The sequence below is a fragment of the Pseudomonas bubulae genome, from assembly GCF_900618535.1.
GTDB lineage: Bacteria > Pseudomonadota > Gammaproteobacteria > Pseudomonadales > Pseudomonadaceae > Aquipseudomonas > Aquipseudomonas bubulae.
On record NZ_UYJA01000006.1, the window covers coordinates 277,111 to 296,058 of the forward strand.

Consider the following 18,948-nt stretch of genomic DNA (forward strand, 5'->3'; position numbering starts at 1 on the left):
CCATGCTCAACAAATTCTTACTCGCGCCCTATGTGGACGGCGGGCGGGGCCCAGCTGCGTTCGATTGCTGGGGGCTCTGCATTGCTGTGCGTCACGAGCTGTTCGGTTTGCCGCTGCTGCCCAGCCTGGGCGGCGTAGGGCGTCACAACCCCAAGGCCTGCACCAAAGCCTTCCGCGAACTCTCGGGGGTGATGGAAGTTTGCGAGCCTGAGTCCGGCGCGATCGCGGCGGTGCTGCGCGGTGACCTCTGCATCCATGTGGGTGTGGTGGTCGATATCGACGGCCGGCTGGCGGTGCTGGAAACCAACCCCAACTCGGGCCCGCGCTGCCTGTACCTGCGGCAGTTTGAAGCCACTTACCTGAAGGTCATTTATTACCGTGATCAGCGTATTCCCCAATAAGCTCGACGGTGCGGCCCTTGAGGTGCACAAAACCAGCCGGCGTATGACCCTTGCTGCCTGGCTGAAAACCATCGCGCCCAGCTACGAACCCCGTGAGGCGCCGCCGGTGAGCATCACCGTCAATGGCGAGCTCATCGAGGCGTACTGCTGGGCCGAGTTTGAGTTTGCGCCGGCCGATGACGTCGAAGTGCGCGTTGAACCAAAAGGTGTGGTGGCCGCCGTCGCGGCAGTGATCGCGGCCATCCTCGTGGCTGTGGTCATGTCGCGCAATATGGCGGTGATCCCCGGTACAGCAACCATGGGGCAGGGCAAGGGCCTTGATGAAGTCTCGGCTAAGGGCAACAAGGTAAAACTGGGCGACCTGATCCGAGAAATTGCCGGCCACCAGCGCGTGTATCCGAGCTACCTGACGCCGTCCGTGCGCCGCTTTGTTGACCGTCGGGCGCAGTGGGTGGAAATGCTGCTGTATGTCGGCAAGGGCAAGTACCAGATCCCGCTCAACAAGGTGAAGGTGGGCGAAACGCCGCTGATCAGCCTGGGCGCCGATGCGCAATTCACTCTGTACAACTCGGGCGATGACCTATCCGGCGAGACGGCTGCTCAGTGGTGGCACAGCGCGCCGGAAGTGGGCGCCAGTGCCAACGGCTCGGCCGGTTTACAGTTGACCGTCTCCACAACCCTGACCCGCTTTGTCACCGCGTCCGTGCTGCAATTCAACGGCTACAGCATCTCGATCCCGACAGGCTCCGGCTCATTCCCGGAGGACTGGACCAGCAGTCTGCTGATCAACGTGCTGTCGCCTTACCCCTACACCGTGATTGATGGCGGTGAGGGACGGGACATCATCACCGGCGACCTGGCCATGCTTGCGCCGTACCCGGGCATGCTGATCGAGGTCAACGGAGAAAACGCGGGCAACTATGTGGTGCACTCGTACACCCCGTATTCCCCGGCCATTCCGCCAAGCGCGGGCACGGCCTCAACGCTCACTGCCAGCGCGGCGCCGTCTCGTTATGACTTCGACGTCACGCCGCTGACATTTACCGTGCGCCTCGGCACGACGCCGTACTCGGTCGAGCTGGCCAGTGATGTAATCGACTTGGCGGGGCTGGTCGCGGCCTTCAATGCGGCAAAAGGATCGGCGCCGTTCGTTGCGAGCGCCTCATCCGGGCGCCTGCGGATCACAGAGCTTTCGCCCTTCACCGGGCTGGCCCTGGCCGCGTCAGGCGGCTCAAGCGTGCTCGGCTCAAGCCCGGCCAGCGTAAAGGGCGCCGCGACAAGCAGCGGCACCCCAGAGCGCCGCGCCGAGATGACCCTCAACTACGACAGCGGCCAGCCGGTCAACGGCCTGGCAATGGGGGAGGGCCTGGCCACCATCGGCCCGCGTGGCCTGCGCTATCGCATCATTACTACGGCTGTCGGCACTCTCACGGTAGAGCGCCTGACGTCCAGCGGCGATATCGACGAAGACTGGCCCGGGTTCAGCCTGCAGGAGACGATCCACGGCCGCATTGAACTGGACTCGTCAAACCTTGAGGGCGGCTATCGCGGCTCGTTTGCCGCGTGCCCTGAAGGCGAGCTGGTCACCGAGATCGAGTGGGACGTGTTTTTCACCGGCGGCCTGATCGGCAATGGCAAGAAGGGCGACCAGTACGCCGTTTCCTCCGGTCATCAGTTTGAGTATCGGGACATGGCCACGTCAGGCGCCTGGACGGTGCTGCCCCAGTCCGTCACCGGCAACTCGATGGATGCCCAGGGCTTCACCTATCGCCAGACCTTGCCCTATCCCATGCGCCCAGAGTGCCGCATCAAGCGCATGCCCAAGGTGGGCGGGGTCAACTCGGGCGAGGTGATGGATGACGTCATGTGGTACGGCCTGCGCGGCAAGATGATGGGCGCGCCGACGCGCTACAACGATATGACCGTTATTGCCGTGCGCGTGCGCAACGGTGACCGGCTCTCGGCGCAATCTGAAAGCCTGGTCAGTGTCGAGGCTACCCGGGTGCTGCCGGTGCGCTCGGGCGGTGCCTGGGCCGTGGAGACACCGACGCGGGATATCGTGCCGTGGTTCCTCTACATCGCCAAGTCGGCCGGCTACACAGATGCCGACCTAGATCTGCCCGAGCTCGACCGACTGCACGAGGTCTACCGCGCTCGCGGCGACACTTTCGACATGACGATTGATGACGCCAGTACGGTCAAGGACGCGATGAACGACGCGCTGGCTGCCGGGTTCTCCGAGCTGACCATCAACCGCGGGCTGCTGCTGCCGGTGCGCGACGAACCGCGCACGCAGTTCGAGCATATGTACACGCCGCAAAACATGACCAAGGGCCTCAAGCGCCAATTGGTGTTCCCATCGAGCGACGACTTTGACGGGGTTGATGTCGAGTACTTCAGCTCGATCACCTGGGCATGGGAAACCGTCGAATGCCGCTGGCCCGGTGACCTGGGCAACAAGGTCGAGAAGGTCAAGGTGCCGGGCATATCCGATCGCACCCGCGCTTGGCGTATCGGTATGCGCCGCCGTGGGCACCAGAAATTCCGCAATGACACCTATCGCTGGGAAACCGAACTCGACGCGCTCAACTCCGGTTACATGAGCTACGCGGCGGTTGCCGACGATGTGCCGGGGTATGGCCAGAGTTCGATTTTGCTCAGCGTTGAGGCAGTACCTGGTGGGATCGCACTTGAAAGCACCGAGCCATTTGATTGGTCCGCCGGCGGGCCGCATGTGATTGCGTTGCGCAGGCAGGACGGCACGCTCTCAGGGCCGTGGCCTGCTGCCCACGTCGATGACTACCGGGTAAGCGTAAACAGCCTTGACTTCGACCCGGATACCAGTTGGGACCCGGAGCCGCCGCATCTGCTGTTTGGCCCTGTCAACCGCTGGAGCTACCCCACGCTTGTCACGGTCGTGAATCCATCCAGCGGCGGCAACGTCACGGTAGAAGGAATGCCCTATGACGCCCGGGTTTATCAGTACGACAACAGCGCGCCGACATGAACCCACCAGCGGCATAAAGAGGCAGTGAATGATTGCATATCCAGAGTTTCTGCCCGAGCCGCAGCGTGACGGTTATGGCTTCCAGCCAGTAAGCCCGATGGCCCGTTCTGAACTCCAGAGCGGGCGGGCCAGGCAGCGCCGACGATTTACCTCGGTTCCCACCGTGGCTTCTGTTACCTGGTTGATGGATGACGGCGAAGCTCAGCTATTTGAGGGGTGGTTTGAACACATCCTGCTGTCGGGCAGCTTGTGGTTTCAGTGCCCACTCAAAACGCCCTTGGGCATGGATGAGCACAGGGCGCGATTCGTTGATATCTACGAAGGGCCGATTTTGGTCGGTGAGAGCTTTTGGCGCTTTACCGCGAAGCTGGAATTGTTCAAGCGGCCGATTCTGGGTGCGGAGTGGGTTATCGAAGCTCCGGACTACGTTGCTATGGTGGATATCTTCGACGTAACCATGAATCGAACTTGGACCAAGCACACAGAGGTCTGAGTCTTCGAAGTTACAGCCAGTTCTGACCGTTGTATCTCTACATCTTTTCGCCGGCAGCTCGCCGGGAACTTTTAAACAGCGCAGACGGCACTGCATTTTTTGCGACGGCGTCTGCGCGCCTGCGAGAAATATACCCATGGCTCACAATACTGGTAATCCGATCGGATCGACTTCCCCAAAAGACTTGTCAGATAACGCTCGGAATTTGGATCTATTGGCGCTTGGGGATTCCCCGTCATACCCAGACCGTAAGGGTGTATCGCGTAAGTCGTGGAAGGGGATGGAGCAGGAGCACGCAACAGATCAGGCTGGCCGTGAAACGACATTTAATGTTTCGCAAGCGAAGCGCGCAAATGATTTCACTGATTTTCTGAACTCAAGCGGATACGAAACCCCTGTTGATTATGCGTCCGGGATCAACATCACGCGCGTAACACAGCAGGTCCGTTATCTCGGTGAACTTTATAGGCCTAAAGATTCGTCAATCCCTTTTGTCACCAACACTTTTGCGGCGGATGAGGCAAAGCTGGTTTCCAATGGTGATAACTATCTCAGGAGTGAATTAAGCAATCCGGGTGAGCCAGGAAAAGGGGCTTCGATGGTCGGATGGAAAGGCACAGATCTGATTTCGGGGCTCAGCCTCAACGGCTCACGCAAAAAGGTTTGCTACAACGGCGGCCAACTGAGCCAGTTGATGCATGACCTTGAGGATCCGCTCTGCCAAGCTATTTTTATGAAGTTTGTGGGCGACTCAATCACTTGGGGTATGACTGTTCCAGGCAGTGCGCCAACCTCTCCAAGGTCTGGACAGTTGGCGGATGTCAGAAACAACATGTCCAGCCCAAGCTGGCTGAACCTGTTTCACCAATGGCTGGGCAGAAACTACTTCAGGCTGTCAGCACCTACCGCTACCGGGATAGGTGAGGTTAGCTATAGCCGGTCAGTTGATCTCTGGCCCGCATCCCCGCTGTTCGTCTTATCAGCCTTCGCGACATCTGAGGGAGTGATATCGAATACAAACGCAACATTAAGATCTTTTATCGATTATGTAACAGATGGAAAGTCGATCGAATTCGACATGTATGGAGCCTCCTTCACTTACGTTTATTCCCAGCTAACAAACGGAGCTGACTACGAGCTTTTTGTTGATGGTATTAGCCAGGGCGTATTCGGTACTTCCGGGACGTCCATGTTTCGCGCCTCCCGTGGTCATAACTTCGCTGTAGGGAGTCACAAGATAAAAATTACAAAGCGAGGCCCTGTATCCACTGCTTTGCGTACCGAGGCAATTCGCATCAATAAGATTCTCACAGTAAAAAATGACGGGATCATCGGGCGATCAACAGCAGACTGGCTGCCGGGGAAGGGGTTGCTTGATGAGTCTGTGCAGACCCGCGACAAATACGTTTTTGTGATGCTTGGCACGAATGACCGCGCCCAGACCAACCAGCCGACCAGCCCTTCACGAATTACCGAAAATCTATTTAGCATCGTCAACTGGCTCAATACACAGCGGCCACTCGCAAATCCGATTTTACTCTGTGCAAATGAGGCTAATCAGGATGCTGAAAGCCCATACTTTTACGATATGAACAGCGTCAGATCCGCCATAAGCGCAGTGGCAACTGCTCGATCCATAGATATGGTCGACTTTTACGAGGTCACCCGCGAGGCGCTTTCTGAAGGGGCTAATTATTTGGCGGATTCTGACCCTCTTCATCCAGGGGCCTTGGGGCATTACCTAATGTTCAGGGGGATTTCTGATGCCGTGCGAAACGCCGACTCAGCGACATTTGGATTTGGTCAAAATACTGTGTCCAGGCCTGCGTACGATCTGAACGACTTATCTTTGAGAGGTGATTACTACGCAGGTAGCGTCACGCTTAATAATCCCTCAGTAGAGTCCGCTTTGGTTCGAGTAAGTCCCCAGGGCGATGGTAGGGTCGTTCAGTTGATCTACCCGTACAGTGGAGCGAGATCCTGGAGAAGAACGCGTCTTCAGAATGGAGCCTGGGTCTCAAGGGAGGATGCTTTGAGGTCGGAGGTTATGCAGCTATCGGGCGGCGCGATGTCTGGTGTCTTCAGAGTCGCGCAATACTCTGTAGGTAGTCTCCCTGCCGTCACTGGTAACACAGGTGGATTCATAATGGTGACCGATACGGTAGATGGTCCTAGGCCTTGCTATTGCGCTGGAGGGGTTTGGCGACGGTTCGATAACAACTTGGGCGTTTCTTAGCGCTGGTGATAGGGCTGAGGAAAGTAGCGGACATTTTTACTGCGTCCCTGATCCAAGCATCATGGCTGACTGCAATCTTGCTGTCAGCCATTCTCAAGCGATGGCTAGCATGTTGATGTGATGGATAATTTTTTTGAGGTGTCAAATGGCTATCATGTGGCGGCCAAATGATGGCGCTCAGAAAAATTAAGGAAAAACACATGACAGATCAGGCTCAGAAGCCCTCATCTACAACAGGTACTGAAAGCCACTCGATAGCTTCAGAGTCAGTGGCAAATTCTGTATTGGAGGTGCAGGCCACATCAGACATGCCAGGTCCTCGTAGAAAGATGAATGTCATCGGCGGACAGTTGGCGCAATTACGTAGCGACCTCGAAAATTCGTTATGTCAGCGTATCGATGTTAACGAAATTGGCGACTCCATCACATGGGGTATGTCCACCACAGGTCAAAGCGCTACAGATCCACGGACGGGGTCGCTTACTGATCCACGAAACAATATGACAGCTCCTAGCTGGTCGAATTTATTTCACCAGTGGATGGGGGACCAGTTCTTTCGAATGAGTGCACCAACGTCTGCAGAGCCAGGAAAAGTCGTCTACAGCAAGTCGCTGGACCTATGGCCATCAAGCCCCAGCTTTACGCTATCTGCATTCGCAACCTCTGAAGGTGAGCTGGCCAACACCAACGCTACGCTTCGCCGTTACATTGATTATGTTACTGACGGTAAATCAATTAGCTGGAATATGTACGGAGATGAGTTTACATTTGTGTACTCTCAACTAGGCAATGGTGCTGAGTACGAATTATTTGTAGATGGCGTTAGCCAGGGCAGATTTACTACTGCTGGGACTGCTGCATTTAAAACCTCCCGTACACATTTACTTAGTCTTGGTAAACACAAAGTACAGATAGTGAAGCGCGGGAATCTGTCATCAACACTGCGTATAGAAGCAGTACGCATAAATAAGACGCTGAATTTCCGGAATAATGGAATCATCGGCAGAAGTACAGCGAACTGGCTTCCAGGGGCTGGTTTGCTTGATAGTGCTGTTACGACGTCGGACAGCTATCTGCTCATAATGCTTGGTACTAATGACAGGGCCCAGACGAATCAACCGACAAGCCCAAGTAGAATTACTGAAAATCTTTTTGCAATTTTATCTTGGCTTCAAACCCAAAGGCCTCTTGCACGTCCAATTCTTCTTTGCGCAAACGAGGCCGATCAAGACGTGGGGGCGACGTACTTCTACGATATGCATGACGTTCGCGGAGCGATCAGTGTTGCAGCTCACTCAAAAGCTGTTGACTTTGTTGATTTTTACGAAGTAACACGAGCAGCATTAACAGCTGGTCTGCCTTACTTGTCAGATGGTCTCCATCCAAACGATCTTGGGCACTTCTTGATGTCGAGGGTTATCATCGACGCCGTGTGCAATGCTGAGCTTGGAGCGTTTGGAAATGGAGTCCCACTGTCTTCCAGACCAGTGCTTGATTTGAACGATCCGTCTTTAGCCGGTCCAGGGTACGCTGGCAGTTTGACCCTCAATAAGCCTTCAACCCAACCTGGCTTCGTTGTTCCATTCCAGCAGGGGGATGGCCGAGCATTCCAGTGGTATCTCCCCCTTAACGGTGATCGCCCAATAATGCGTGTATGCACAGCCACCGGGGCATGGATATCCCGGGAGATGGCGATGCGCGCTGAAACATTACAAGTTGCCGGTGGCACTATGTCCGGCGTATTCAAAACGGCAACGTACACTCTGTCGACTTTACCATCGGTAAGCGGTAATGCAGCTGCTTTGATTTGGGTTAGTGACCTTACTGATGGTGCATTCCATTGCTACTGTGATGGCGCAGTTTGGCGAAGAATGGATACTAAAGCTATCGCATCCTAATACTTAGACCCCGCAAGTAAATTCAATTAAGCCCACACGTTGTGGGCTTTTTTCCGCCCGGAGAATGCCATGCCCATCACCGTGCAGCAACTGCTGCAGATATTCCCAAGCGCCGGCCAAGATGCTGGCGTTTTTGTTCCTGTCTTAAACGCCGCGATGAACCGGTACCAGATTGTTGGGCTGAAGCGAGTCGCGGCCTTTATCGCCCAGGTTGGCCACGAGTCTGGCCAGTTGACGCGCCTCGTGGAGAACCTGAACTACAGCGCTGATGTTTTGCGTAAAACCTGGCCAAGTCGTTTCGATGTGGAATTAGCCAAAGCAGTCGCACGCAAGCCCGAGCAGATCGCAAACATCGCCTACGGCAACCGTATGGGTAACACCGTCCCCGGCGACGGCTGGAGGTACCGCGGACGCGGCCTGATCCAAGTCACCGGTAAGAATAACTACCGCGCTTGCGGTGAGGTTCTGGGCCTGGACTTGATCGCGCAACCTGAGCTGCTGGAAAAACCACAGCACGCCAGCATGTCAGCTGCGTGGTTCTGGGCAACCAATGGGCTCAACACCCTGGCCGATGCTGGCAAGTTCGACGCAATCACCCAGCGCATCAATGGTGGCCAAACCGGCGCTGCGGATCGTCAGGCGCTGTATGCTCGGACGCTGAAGGTATTGGCGTGACGCAGGGGCCTTGGAAACTGACAGGTATGGGGCTTGCACTGGCCCTGCTGCTGGTGTTGGGCGCCGCTGGCGGGGCCTGGCTGGCTGCATGTTACTACCGACCGCTGCTTGATACCGCAAACGCAGGCCTCACCACGGCCAAGCAGGCCCGCGGCAACCTCGAAACCCTTGCGGGCGAGCAAGGAAGGAAGCTTAGCGAACTAGTTCTGGCTGGTGAGCTGCGGGAGCGGAGTGCGGCAATGGTCATAGCTAAAGCCAAGGAAGAGGCCCAGCCAGACTACGCGGCAGCCAATAAATTGCTGCAGGAGCGAACTGGTGGTGATCCAGCTGAAGCTGCAGCATCGATCATTGATCAGGAACTTGGCTTATGAAGTGGCTGCTGATGGTGTTGGTGGTCGTAATTGCAGGGTGCGCTAACGGAGAGCCTGAGGTACGAATTATCCGTATTGAGGTGCCGGTGTCAGTCCCTTGCAAAACTCAGGAAGTAGCGGTTCCAGCTTGGGCTGTAATCGGTTTAAAGAAAGTCGATTCACTGGAAATGAAGGTAAGAGCGTTGCTTGCTGAGCGACGGCAGCGGGTCGGGTACGAACGCGAGCTGCTTGCCGCCGTGGGTAGCTGTCGTTAGACGTGTCAGAACTCAGGCAGGGCTCCTAAATTGTCTCCCCTGGAACTGTTCTTGTTTGTAGTAAGGAAAGTATTTTCGAAGAGGTGCACGCGAGCCCCCATGGCCCAACGGCCGTCAGCGTTTTGGACTCTTGTTTGAAAGGTAGCCTTATCCAATCGAATGAGATCAGCGACAAATGCTCGTTCTACCGTCCTGGTAGAACCAATTTTCCCAGGAAGCTCTTCGCGGACGTGCACATATTCAATGTGTTCTTTTTCCTTACTGTATCTAACAGCAGTAATGCAAAAGTCAGTCATTTTTAACCCTACATGGATGGCGATATGCCTCTATTAAGGTGGGGAGCTTTCAAGGACATTGCAATGCTAGGCAGAAAATATCGCTCTAGCTGCTAGGTGCCCATGAGGGAAAAGGTTATGTCTGTGGGGATTTTCTTGCTCGGTAGGAACCCAGTGCGGCATAGATCGAGATCTATGGGCTCTGGGAGCCTACTGAGAGGTCTTTATTTAAGCGTGTTTAGGGAATCTCCGAACAAGTTTTCAAATGTGCTGAAATACGCCTGACCACCTGATCCGAGCCGCCTATGAGCCAGATGAGCTTTTCCGATTTCGAATACGCCGGCAAGCGCAAGCAGACACGCCGCGAACGCTTCCTCGCCGAGATGGATCAGGTCGTGCCCTGGACGGGTCTGCTGGGCCTGATCGAGCCGTTCTACCCCAAGGCCGGTGGCGGCAGAAAACCCTATCCTCTGGAAACCATGCTGCGTATTCATCTGTTGCAGAATTGGTTTTCCCTGAGCGATCCGACCATGGAAGAAACGCTCTACGAAATCACGCCCATGCGCCAGTTTGCACGTTTGACCTTGAGCGCCCCGATACCTGAAGACACCACGATCATGAATTTCCGGCACTTATTGGAAAAGCATCAGCTTGCACCTGCAATCCTCGCGGTCATCAATGGTTATTTGCAGGGCAAAGGCATGTCTCTGCGTCAGGGCACTATCGTCGATGCCACCATTATTCATGCTCCCAGTTCGACTAAAAACGAAGAGGGAAAGCGCGACCCCGAGATGCATCAGACCAAAAAAGGTAACCAGTATTTCTTCGGAATGAAGGCCCATATTGGCGCTGATGTCGAGTCCGGCTTGGTTCATCACGTCCACGGCACCGCCGCCAACGTCGCCGATGTCACACAGGTCGCCGAGCTTTTGCATGGCGAAGAAAATGCAGTGTATGCAGACGCCGGATACACCGGCGTTGAGAAGCGTGAAGAGCATGAAAATCGTGAAGTGATCTGGCAAATCGCGGCGCGCCGCAGCACCTATTCCAAGTTGAATAAACGCAGCGTGCTCTACAAGGCCAAGCGCAAGATTGAGTACTGCAAAGCCCAGACACGGGCCAAGGTCGAACATCCGTTTCGGGTGATCAAATGCCAATTTGGGTACGTGAAAGTGCGCTTTCGTGGGCTGATGAAAAACACGGCTCAGTTGACCACATTGTTCGCCCTGTCGAACCTGTGGATGGCTCGAAAACAACTGATGGGTATGGGCGAGTTGCGCGCTTAACATGGAAAACCGGGCGAAAAACGCCCTCGATGAACACTGCATCAGGTCGTTTTGAGCAAATAGCGCTGCGTGCCGTGCAAATTACGACTTGCGGCCGCCGCGCAGCAAGTTGATCGGAGCATCCTTAACGGGCACTAAAGCTGTTTTTTTGCACAGTGCTTTATGATGAAACATTTTGCGGAAGATTCGCTCACTGGATGGCGAGCGGTGAGCGAGCAACATTTTGACTTATTCACCAACCATGGCGGCCATTGGCCTAGGCTTGTGGATCTGCGATCGCTGTGAGTATTGCGAGTGTGGCGGGAAAAGGATCTGAGGTCTGATTATGGTTTTCTCCTATATCAGCATTAGGTGATACCTTTAAGCCATCATTCTAAAAATGGAGGTTACGGCTGTGGTAATACGCATAACTAACTGTCGAGATGTAGAAATCACGGGCACGAAAATATTTGGGCCGGACAATGGATTTGAAATTTTTGACTCCGAAGATGTCAAAGTGAAAAATGTGTATTGCGAGACACGCACGGCTGTTTATGGCGAACGAGTGAGGGGGCTTAAGGTGACAAACCTCTCGCATGATGATCGAGGTGGGATTAATCGTCTGACATTGCTTGCAGTCTTGGTTCGGAGAGCTGCTCATGGCAATGTTTGACCTCAGGGATTCAAGCGAAATAAAGCTTGAGCGCTGCCAGACTACTTCTGAAACATTACTTTCTGGTGAGAATGTTAAAGATGTGGTGGCGACAGACTGTAAAGCAGGCGCAAGCGTAATTTCGCAGAGTCCACCGTTACCGCCAGTCCCAATCTCCAGCTTGAGGAAAGCGCTGAATTTTGCCATGGGGCAGCTATGGGCTTTAGGTCTGGGGATTTTAATTGCTGTTGTTGCTGCTGTCGTAATTTTTAGGTTTGGATTAATCCAATAGCCAACTGGGTTGTTTTCCCGGCAGAACGTCGGGAGAGTTGAGAAAACCCCCAGTGACTTTCCGAGTGACATCGTTACTCGGTATCCAGCAGCGTTGGGCGTCGTTGCAGCGAGCGCCGGTTGCTGGAGTCCCGTATTTACTGGCGCTGAGTAAGTCCAGCTTGAATGGGGTGCTAGGGGTCGAGTGTTCGAATCACTCCGTCCCGACCATATTCTTCAATGACTTAGGCCAATGTCCCCGACATTGGCCTTTTTCATTTTCGGGAGATTTTCGGGGCTTTTCCGCTTTTCATCCCTGCCTCCTCTTCAAAATTGTCAGAACCGGACCTCGTGAGTCGGTTGCTGATACCATATTTGCAGCCTCAATCAGTTGCCCCAGCTCGGCGCCGGAGTAGTGACTGGTGATGCTACCGCTCTTGTGCCCGAGCAATGCCTTGCGGTCTTCCTCGGTTACGCCTGCTGCCCGAAGCCGTCGGCCAAACGTGTGTTTCAAGTCGTGAATCCTGATCGACTGATAGCCAGGGTGAGCGGGGCGAAGGTTTTTCTCCTGCCAGAGTTTCGCCGCTCTCACTCGCGCCTTCTTCCAGGCTGAGTCATTCATCCGGTGCATTGCGGAGCCGTTGTAGGGGAATACCCATTCCTTGCTGATACCGCGCTGCTTCTCAATGATCGATATGGCCACGGTGTTGAGCACCACCAGACGCTCATCACCATTCTTCACTCCCGACCGCTCATGCCGGCCGCCAAAATCGGCCGGTATCAGAAACACACTGGTGCCCAGTTCCGCTCCCGCAATCTCCCAATCCCACTTCAATGTGCAAACCTCCTGCTCGCGACAGCCCGTGTTCACCTTGAACAAGGCCATCGTCTGCAAGTGGGCGGGCAACTCGCCAAAAAGAATCGACTGCTCTTCCCAGGACATGGGGTAGGGCTTGCGGCTCGATTTCTTCTCTTCCAGTTTTGTCAGCATGGGCACGCTGTCCAGCCAAAGCAGCTTTTGTGCACCGGGTATCGGTCTTATCGACTTGATCCCAGATCCGCATATTCATGGACACGACAAAATCCTTGCCGCGATCTACGCAGCATCAAGAAGGGGTAGGGGAAATATGAGTTGCTAAACATTATCATTCGTATTTAAGATATGTTATTACGTTTCAACTCACCGCAAGGAGCCTCACCGATGAAAGTGCTGTCCTCACTCAAAGAAGCGAAAAATCGTCACCGTGACTGCCAGATCGTTAAGCGCCGTGGCCGTATTTATGTGATCTGCAAAACCAATCCGAAATTCAAGGCTCGCCAGGGCGCAGCGAAGAACAAGAACAAAGGCAAGGGCTGACCTTACGCAACGTCGGCTTTGCGTTGATCCGCCCGGTCGGCAGCAAGGTCTGTCGCCAGTTCCTCGGCGCGGGCCTGGCCGTACTCATTGGCTCGGGGACGAATCAGTGACTCGGCAAGATCATGCAGGGCTGTAGGGTGTTGCCTGGACTTGGCTGGGTCCAGAGCCGTGTATGCAGCGTCCACCGGCAACGATTTCGCAAATCATCTGCTCGATCGGATATTCGCGGTTGTCGGTCAGCAGAGGGGCGATGTGTTCTTGTGCGCCGAGGTGTTCGGCCAGTGCTTCGTATAGTGATTGTGGTGTCACCAATGTCACCTGTTTACCGAAGGGGCGCGGCGCCGTGACGGTGTCGCCGCAGATCAGGCTGTTGATGGCATCGTAAAGCAAGTCCGGGCCTTCGACGGTATCCAGAAAGTCAGTCATGGCAGCGGCTCCTGTTCGAGTTTACGTGCGAAAGCACAGGCATCGTTATGCTCGCGGCGAAAGCCTTTCACCTTGCCGGTACCGGTATCGACGATGTGGAAGAACTCGCCACTCACTGGCTCTACCCGGTAGCGCGGGGCGTTCTTCGGTGGGGTGGCGCCGTCAAGCCCAGGCGAAGCGCGACGAACATATTGCGGCGCTGGTTTATTGCGAGCGCTACATCATAGTAAGCGCGTTGACTTGGGGTCATGGTCGCCTGCAGAGCTGTGGATTATTCATCTTCACTTCTTTCGCTGACATTCATGGGGGTGAAATGAGTTTTTGAAGTTGGCTAGGATTTAGTATTTATGCGCTGAAATTTAATGAACCCTTTGAAGGGGAGAGCTTCTAAAGTCATTCAGTCCATCGGAGGCGTGCTGTGACTAAGATCATTACTGAGGAAATCCGGCTTCATCAGGAGTCGCCCTCAGACGTTTTTCTATTTGGCACTCCTAAAGATCGTCTAGATTTCTATCGGAGAGAAATTCACTATGAAACAAGTTTGCTCTCGAATAGAACGAACGCATATTTAACGGCCCAATCGTTCTTGGTTATTGCGTTTGCCTCTTCAATGGCGAACCTCAATCCCAGATGGGGCGAGCTTTTTACCTTGGTTGTACCAACCTTGATGGCCATCCTAGGAATATTTAGCTCATTGCATGCCTGGCCTGGGTTTAGGGCCTCGTATGTCATCATTGATCATTGGCATTTCAAACAAAGTCACTTATTGCGAAGTGACCCGGTTATGGGGGAGGCCTATGATGACTCACCCTTATTTAACGAAAAAGAATCGAGTCAGCAGGGGTATCGCAAATCGCTAATGTTCTCTATGAGGACACCATGGCTATTTGTAATTTTTTGGGCGCTGCTTGCAGGTTTTTGTATTTATGTTCAGCTCACTAATTCTAGTCCGTGAGCCTGGTAAACCTTTTCTATGATGGCTGACATTTCACCGTAGACTTTCCACAGCTTTCATTCCCTCCAACCTGCTCAGCGAGCGGCCTGCAGTGATGCTTTCCGTTCAGGCTGCGCTATGCGTCTCGCGCTCTGCCTGAATGCGCAGGTAAATCTCCTCCCGGTGACCCACCGCGTGTGGCCAATCAGAAGATTAACTTTATGACGCGGGAGCTATACGACAAGGCAGCAGCGCTTAAAAGCGCAGCGTTTGCAGCTGTTGTGGGTTCCGTGGCGAGCAGAGCGATTATTGATTAAGGGACGAATGCCAGCGGCAGCTTTATAAAGTTTGCAGATGGCATGTTGATCACATGGGGTATACGCATCATCAGTTATGGCGCAGGGGGTGATCTTCGCGCAGGACGCGGTTGGCGCCTTTGATTGCTGTCGAAGTTCAGTGGATCGAGCAGGAGCGTAAGTTTGTGGATGAGCAGTTGGAGGCCATCGAGGATGGCGAGCAGGTGCGGGTACGGAGCGCTTGTGGCGCGACTACCGTACTCAGATTCGAGCCTGGAAACTGGATGCAAAGGGCTATCCCGATTCAAACATGCGGCCATTACGCCCAAGCTAGCCTGGGAGAAGTCCCGGTCGTCCAGTCGATGACCCACATTCCCACATTTGTGCGAAGATCAGGGCGTAGATCACGTATGGAGTTGCCACATGAGCCGCCTGACCATCGACATATCCGAGCAGCAGCATCAGAGCCTGAAAGCGTTGGCCGCCTTGCAGGGCAAGACGATCAAGCAATACGCCATCGAGCGCCTGTTTCCGGGCAATGTTGACAATGATCCGGCATGGCAAGAGCTCAGAGGCGTACTGACCGCCCGCATCAATGATGGCCTGGCGGGCAAGGTTTCAGACAGGAGCATTGGTGACATCCTCGACGAAGAACTGTCCGGGGAAAGCCGGGCTTGAGCGGTGCCTACGTTCTCACGCTTGAGGCTGAAGCCGACTTGCGCGGGATCATCCGCTACACGCGCCAACAGTGGAATGACCAGCAGGTGCGTGTGTATATCGGCAGACTGGAACGCGGGATCGCGCGCCTTGCGGCCCGTCAAGGCGCGAACAGGGACATGAGCGACCTCTACCCGACGTTGCTGATGGCTCACTGCGAACACCATTACGCATTTGCCCTGCCGCGTGAAGGTGGACCTGCTTTGATCGTGGCGATATTGCATGAACGCATGGACCTGATGACGCGACTGGCAGAACGGCTGAACAAGTGATGTCTTGCTGAAATGAAACTGCAGTACCGAACCCGCCAAGTGCGGGATTTTTTTGTCTCGAGATAGGCATGCCTTCCAGCGAAGCAAGACTTCAGCCCATGTCGTTGGAAATGATGGCATAAAGCCTGCTACAGTCGGCGCCGAAATTATCCAGGTAAGGAAGTACCAAGTGAAGGGCATCCAGTTTTTGCGGCATTGTTGATGAATGGCTGCGTGGTGCAGAGCACCTATAGCAAGACTATTTCAGTGACGAAAGATGCCGACGGCAAGATCATTCAAACGGTTGAAAGCGAAACTGTGGTTCAGCCAGCCAATGGCTATCCAATGCGCCTGGAGAAAATCAAAGGTATCCAGCCACAGTAAATACCTGCACCGATTCAAAGAAACCCGCCGAGTGCGGGTTTTTTATTATCTAAAGAAACTCATGCCCATCACAGCGCAGCAACTGCTGCAGATCCTCCCGAAACCGAACGCACCGATCTGGCCAATGCCAACTCCGCACAAATTCTGGCAGAGCAGGGCAAGCGCCTCGCCCTGGAGCAATGGCTGGCAGCCAGTGACCAATCCCATTACCGAGCCCTGACCGATGAGAAAACCAAACAGGCACGTCTGCGTGATCGCCTTGCCACTGCTGACCTGCGGCTGTCAGTCCAACTCGACGCCACCGCCGCAACTGGTTGTGACGCAGTGCAAACCACCACCTGCACCAGCGGCATGGTTTATGGCGCCCATAGAGCCCGACTTGACCCAGCGCATGCTCAACGAATTATCGGAATCACCGGCGACGGCGATCAAGGACTGATCGCGCTGCAGGCCTGTCAGGCCTATGCCAAAGAAGTATCAGGCACAAAGTAAAAGGAGCGGTCGAAACTGGATGCATCAACATCCAACCCGGCCACCAAACCCGCAGATTAGCCCTGCAAGCCCAGTCAAGGCTCCTGCTTCGTGCACAAAACGGAGCGAGCCTAACACCTGTTTATCCATACAGCAAAGGTCTTGCGCATTATGTCTTCACCCATCATCCCTTGGATGGGCGGCAAACGCCGCCTGGCCGACCGCCTTATCCCCCTGTTCCCACCCCACGAATGTTACGTCGAAGTCTTCGCCGGCGGCGGGGCGCTGTACTTCCTGCGCCCTCAGGCCGCGCCTTGCGAAGTGCTAAACGACATCAACGGTGACCTGGTGACCCTGTACCGCGTGGTGCAGAACCACTTGGAAGAATTCGTGAGGCAATTTAAGTGGGCCCTTAGCTCACGGCAGATTTTCGAGTGGCAAAAAATGACCCGCCCGGCAAGCGTGACCGACATCCAGCGTGCGGTCCGATTCTTCTACCTGCAGCACCATGCCTCCGGTGGCAAGATCACAGGACAGGTCTTTGGTACCGCAACTACAGCTCCTGCAATCAACCTGCTGCGCATTGAAGAAAACCTGTCTGCAGCCTGGCAGCGCCTGGCCGGCACTTACGTTGAAAACCTGCCCTGGCTTGAGTGCGCAGAGCGCTACGACCGGCCGCATACCTTCCATTACATGGACCCGCCTTACTGGCAGACCGCTGGTTACGGTGTGGACTTCCCTTTTGAAAACTACGAGCGCATGGCTGATTTTATGCGTCGCTGCAAAGGTAAGGTGATGGTCAGCATCAACGACCATCCGGACATTCGGCGAGTGTTTGAGGGGTTTCATTTTGAGACAACCGAGATCAGGTACACGACCACGAATCAGCGGCAGGGGAAGGCTGAGGTGACGGGAGAGTTGATTGTGATGAATTGGGAGCAGGAGGCTTTGGGGGGGCTATTTTAGTAAAGCTTTAGGGTGGTTGGCTGTAACCGCCCTAAAGCTACTATTTACCTAAATCTGCAATCGCCTAGGATTGAACCAACTCTAAAGTCGTGCTTGTCCGAAAAACCAACGCTCACTCAAAATTGATCGATGCCCTGATCAGAGAGGCTCTCGCCAATATCTTGCCGACTTCTATAGATTTTATTGATCGGCTAGTAGAAAATTTAATTTTTACATGACCGTGATCAAATATATTTTCCGGTCTGATTGTCCCGAGTCCTGATGCACTTAATCATATTGGGCGAAATTGTTCCATCATAGAGGAACCAGCCAGGGTCGGAGATGGCACCTGAATATTGAACATCTCGTACTTCCTTATCATATTTCTTGGTTGCTATATGATCATGACCTAATGGATACCGAGTGCTGACCAGAATAGCTGCTTTGAAAAGGTTTTTATGTATTTTCGAGTAGTTCATCTGCGTCAGTATTAGATTAATAAAGCTGTTGTAGTCCAATAAATTTGGATCTGTATCGCTAATGTCCAGCTCTACAACTACCTCTGTCTGGTCGAATAGTTGCAACTGTCTATTGGGCGATTGACCTGTGATCAGTTGAGGATAAACGCTGGCCATGAATTGGAACTCTGGAGACGTCTGCTCGTAAAGCAATTGTCCGGTTATCAATCCATGTCCGCTCGGGTCAAGCCTTGATGTTAGGGAGACAAGCTTCGGTTTGCCGTTCTCTTGACATGGAACCTTACCAGGGAGAATTCCGTTTTTGAGAATGTCGTTGATAGCACCAGCACGGGTGAAATGATAAAGCAGCATGTTCGATTATTGTCCTTGTGGAGATGCTACAGACAATATCACACACGCAAAAAAGCAGGCATCTGCAATGCTAAATTAGGATTGTAGTGCTTCGCTTATGGAACGACGTTATGGTAGCAAGGGCGCCCGGACAGTCGGAATACGATCTTGGAAAATCGGAAAGCCCCAGCGAGAATTCAGCCATAACGTCTATTGCTCGACACATATGATACGCTCGGGTTTACCGACATAGGAGGTGCAAGATGAACTACAAGGGTAAGGCTGATTTAACGCTCCATTGCTTATATAGCAATCCCAGAAGAATGGTCATCCTGCCAGATAGAGACGTAGAGATCGAGAGCTGTGATAGCGGCACCAAAATCTCTGTTGAACTTGGTGAGTCAGGGCTTACGGTAGATGAAATTGACGTCTCTGTATCCGGAAATATTCACCGGTTCTTAGTCGACACAACCATCAATGCCAATCGTCAGTACACGCTCCACTGTTCCCCTCTTGCTGTTTGATAAGCTCTAGCAGTCTGTAGGACAGGAGGAGTCTCGT

18 protein-coding genes and 2 pseudogenes are annotated in these 18,948 nt (G+C 54.0%); 16 read left to right on the forward strand and 4 right to left on the reverse strand.

The annotated features are described in order from the left end of the window. Nucleotides 1-2 precede the first annotated feature (2 nt). The 7 genes from PPTH39_RS21490 (at nucleotide 3) to PPTH39_RS21520 (ending at nucleotide 9,081) form a co-directional block, all read left to right on the forward strand. Nucleotides 3-401, forward strand: a complete 399-nt coding sequence (locus tag PPTH39_RS21490) for a hypothetical protein (RefSeq protein ID WP_130872432.1) — start codon at nucleotides 3-5, stop codon at nucleotides 399-401. Next, nucleotides 379-3,408, forward strand: coding sequence for a host specificity factor TipJ family phage tail protein (locus tag PPTH39_RS21495; RefSeq protein ID WP_130872433.1), 3,030 nt, complete (start codon nucleotides 379-381; stop codon nucleotides 3,406-3,408). Before PPTH39_RS21490 ends, PPTH39_RS21495 begins: the two co-directional genes overlap by 23 nt. Nucleotides 3,409-3,436: 28 nt before the next feature. Then, complete coding sequence (locus tag PPTH39_RS21500) at nucleotides 3,437-3,901, forward strand: hypothetical protein (RefSeq protein ID WP_130872434.1); 465 nt, start codon at nucleotides 3,437-3,439, stop codon at nucleotides 3,899-3,901. A 280-nt stretch (nucleotides 3,902-4,181) separates the two neighbouring features. Next, nucleotides 4,182-6,137, forward strand: a complete 1,956-nt coding sequence (locus PPTH39_RS21505) for a GDSL-type esterase/lipase family protein (RefSeq protein WP_165446542.1) — start codon at nucleotides 4,182-4,184, stop codon at nucleotides 6,135-6,137. 200 nt (nucleotides 6,138-6,337) lie between these two features. Continuing rightward, nucleotides 6,338-8,035 (forward strand): SGNH/GDSL hydrolase family protein, encoded by a 1,698-nt coding sequence (locus tag PPTH39_RS21510; protein ID WP_165446543.1) that lies wholly within the window; start codon nucleotides 6,338-6,340, stop codon nucleotides 8,033-8,035. Between the two features lie 69 nt (nucleotides 8,036-8,104). Further along, entirely contained in the window at nucleotides 8,105-8,710 is a 606-nt protein-coding gene (locus tag PPTH39_RS21515) for a glycoside hydrolase family 19 protein (protein WP_130872437.1), read from the forward strand. 26 nt (nucleotides 8,711-8,736) lie between these two features. Continuing rightward, nucleotides 8,737-9,081 carry a hypothetical protein gene (locus PPTH39_RS21520; protein ID WP_130872438.1) on the forward strand — a complete coding sequence of 115 codons (345 nt, stop codon included), beginning with the start codon at nucleotides 8,737-8,739 and terminating at the stop codon, nucleotides 9,079-9,081. A gap of 259 nt (nucleotides 9,082-9,340) precedes the next feature. Here the strand turns inward: PPTH39_RS21520 and PPTH39_RS23920 are convergent, their stop codons facing one another. Beyond that, complete coding sequence (locus PPTH39_RS23920) at nucleotides 9,341-9,631, reverse strand: DUF3892 domain-containing protein (protein ID WP_130872440.1); 291 nt, start codon at nucleotides 9,629-9,631, stop codon at nucleotides 9,341-9,343. Between the two features lie 284 nt (nucleotides 9,632-9,915). Between PPTH39_RS23920 and PPTH39_RS21535 the strand changes: the two genes are divergently transcribed. Together PPTH39_RS21535 and PPTH39_RS21540 are read left to right on the forward strand one after the other, a co-directional pair. Beyond that, the gene (locus tag PPTH39_RS21535; RefSeq protein ID WP_106117533.1) at nucleotides 9,916-10,896 is read left to right on the forward strand and encodes an IS5 family transposase; all 981 of its coding nucleotides are present in this window, start codon (nucleotides 9,916-9,918) and stop codon (nucleotides 10,894-10,896) included. 638 nt (nucleotides 10,897-11,534) lie between these two features. After that, nucleotides 11,535-11,819, forward strand: coding sequence for a hypothetical protein (locus tag PPTH39_RS21540; protein WP_130872441.1), 285 nt, complete (start codon nucleotides 11,535-11,537; stop codon nucleotides 11,817-11,819). 288 nt (nucleotides 11,820-12,107) lie between these two features. Here PPTH39_RS21540 and PPTH39_RS21545 read toward each other — a convergent pair. After that, nucleotides 12,108-12,806 (reverse strand): annotated as a pseudogene (locus PPTH39_RS21545) (tyrosine-type recombinase/integrase); the annotation flags it as partial. A gap of 192 nt (nucleotides 12,807-12,998) precedes the next feature. Here PPTH39_RS21545 and ykgO point away from each other — a divergent pair. Then, a complete protein-coding gene (gene ykgO / locus PPTH39_RS21550) occupies nucleotides 12,999-13,154 on the forward strand; it encodes a type B 50S ribosomal protein L36 (RefSeq protein ID WP_095020762.1) in 156 nt (51 codons plus the stop codon). A gap of 120 nt (nucleotides 13,155-13,274) precedes the next feature. On the opposite strand, the gene PPTH39_RS21555 is transcribed toward ykgO, so the two are convergent. Beyond that, nucleotides 13,275-13,580, reverse strand: a complete 306-nt coding sequence (locus PPTH39_RS21555; RefSeq protein WP_232527680.1) for a hypothetical protein — start codon at nucleotides 13,578-13,580, stop codon at nucleotides 13,275-13,277. A gap of 418 nt (nucleotides 13,581-13,998) precedes the next feature. On the opposite strand from PPTH39_RS21555, the gene PPTH39_RS21565 reads away from it, so the two are divergent. From PPTH39_RS21565 to PPTH39_RS21585, 5 genes and pseudogenes are all read left to right on the forward strand, one after another. Further along, on the forward strand, nucleotides 13,999-14,535 hold the full coding sequence (locus tag PPTH39_RS21565; protein WP_095002910.1) for a hypothetical protein: 537 nt from the start codon (nucleotides 13,999-14,001) through the stop codon (nucleotides 14,533-14,535). 698 nt (nucleotides 14,536-15,233) lie between these two features. After that, on the forward strand, nucleotides 15,234-15,488 hold the full coding sequence (locus PPTH39_RS21570) for an antitoxin (protein WP_130872442.1): 255 nt from the start codon (nucleotides 15,234-15,236) through the stop codon (nucleotides 15,486-15,488). Next, nucleotides 15,485-15,799: a type II toxin-antitoxin system RelE/ParE family toxin gene (locus PPTH39_RS21575; protein WP_130872443.1), complete on the forward strand. Its 315-nt coding sequence runs from the start codon at nucleotides 15,485-15,487 to the stop codon at nucleotides 15,797-15,799. Before PPTH39_RS21570 ends, PPTH39_RS21575 begins: the two co-directional genes overlap by 4 nt. Nucleotides 15,800-16,261: 462 nt before the next feature. Further along, nucleotides 16,262-16,654 (forward strand): annotated as a pseudogene (locus tag PPTH39_RS21580) (lysis protein); the annotation flags it as partial. A 150-nt stretch (nucleotides 16,655-16,804) separates the two neighbouring features. Next, on the forward strand, nucleotides 16,805-17,599 hold the full coding sequence (locus PPTH39_RS21585; RefSeq protein WP_130872444.1) for a DNA adenine methylase: 795 nt from the start codon (nucleotides 16,805-16,807) through the stop codon (nucleotides 17,597-17,599). A 224-nt stretch (nucleotides 17,600-17,823) separates the two neighbouring features. Here the strand turns inward: PPTH39_RS21585 and PPTH39_RS21590 are convergent, their stop codons facing one another. Then, nucleotides 17,824-18,408 (reverse strand): hypothetical protein, encoded by a 585-nt coding sequence (locus tag PPTH39_RS21590; protein ID WP_095023646.1) that lies wholly within the window; start codon nucleotides 18,406-18,408, stop codon nucleotides 17,824-17,826. Between the two features lie 242 nt (nucleotides 18,409-18,650). On the opposite strand from PPTH39_RS21590, the gene PPTH39_RS21595 reads away from it, so the two are divergent. Continuing rightward, nucleotides 18,651-18,911: a hypothetical protein gene (locus PPTH39_RS21595; RefSeq protein WP_095023647.1), complete on the forward strand. Its 261-nt coding sequence runs from the start codon at nucleotides 18,651-18,653 to the stop codon at nucleotides 18,909-18,911. Nucleotides 18,912-18,948: the final 37 nt, after the last annotated feature.

What these genes read in the sequence shown, in the direction of transcription:
- PPTH39_RS21595 (WP_095023647.1), top strand. Translation starts at nt 18,651, where the DNA reads ATGAACTACAAGGGTAAGGCTGATTTAACGCTCCATTGCTTATATAGC.
- PPTH39_RS21555 (WP_232527680.1), bottom strand. Translation starts at nt 13,580, where the DNA reads ATGACTGACTTTCTGGATACCGTCGAAGGCCCGGACTTGCTTTACGAT.
- PPTH39_RS23920 (WP_130872440.1), bottom strand. Translation starts at nt 9,631, where the DNA reads ATGACTGACTTTTGCATTACTGCTGTTAGATACAGTAAGGAAAAAGAA.
- PPTH39_RS21520 (WP_130872438.1), top strand. Translation starts at nt 8,737, where the DNA reads ATGGGGCTTGCACTGGCCCTGCTGCTGGTGTTGGGCGCCGCTGGCGGG.
- PPTH39_RS21490 (WP_130872432.1), top strand. Translation starts at nt 3, where the DNA reads ATGCTCAACAAATTCTTACTCGCGCCCTATGTGGACGGCGGGCGGGGC.
- PPTH39_RS21570 (WP_130872442.1), top strand. Translation starts at nt 15,234, where the DNA reads ATGAGCCGCCTGACCATCGACATATCCGAGCAGCAGCATCAGAGCCTG.
- PPTH39_RS21500 (WP_130872434.1), top strand. Translation starts at nt 3,437, where the DNA reads ATGATTGCATATCCAGAGTTTCTGCCCGAGCCGCAGCGTGACGGTTAT.
- PPTH39_RS21540 (WP_130872441.1), top strand. Translation starts at nt 11,535, where the DNA reads ATGGCAATGTTTGACCTCAGGGATTCAAGCGAAATAAAGCTTGAGCGC.
- PPTH39_RS21535 (WP_106117533.1), top strand. Translation starts at nt 9,916, where the DNA reads ATGAGCCAGATGAGCTTTTCCGATTTCGAATACGCCGGCAAGCGCAAG.
- ykgO (WP_095020762.1), top strand. Translation starts at nt 12,999, where the DNA reads ATGAAAGTGCTGTCCTCACTCAAAGAAGCGAAAAATCGTCACCGTGAC.
- PPTH39_RS21585 (WP_130872444.1), top strand. Translation starts at nt 16,805, where the DNA reads ATGTCTTCACCCATCATCCCTTGGATGGGCGGCAAACGCCGCCTGGCC.
- PPTH39_RS21505 (WP_165446542.1), top strand. Translation starts at nt 4,182, where the DNA reads ATGGAGCAGGAGCACGCAACAGATCAGGCTGGCCGTGAAACGACATTT.
- PPTH39_RS21515 (WP_130872437.1), top strand. Translation starts at nt 8,105, where the DNA reads ATGCCCATCACCGTGCAGCAACTGCTGCAGATATTCCCAAGCGCCGGC.
- PPTH39_RS21510 (WP_165446543.1), top strand. Translation starts at nt 6,338, where the DNA reads ATGACAGATCAGGCTCAGAAGCCCTCATCTACAACAGGTACTGAAAGC.
- PPTH39_RS21590 (WP_095023646.1), bottom strand. Translation starts at nt 18,408, where the DNA reads ATGCTGCTTTATCATTTCACCCGTGCTGGTGCTATCAACGACATTCTC.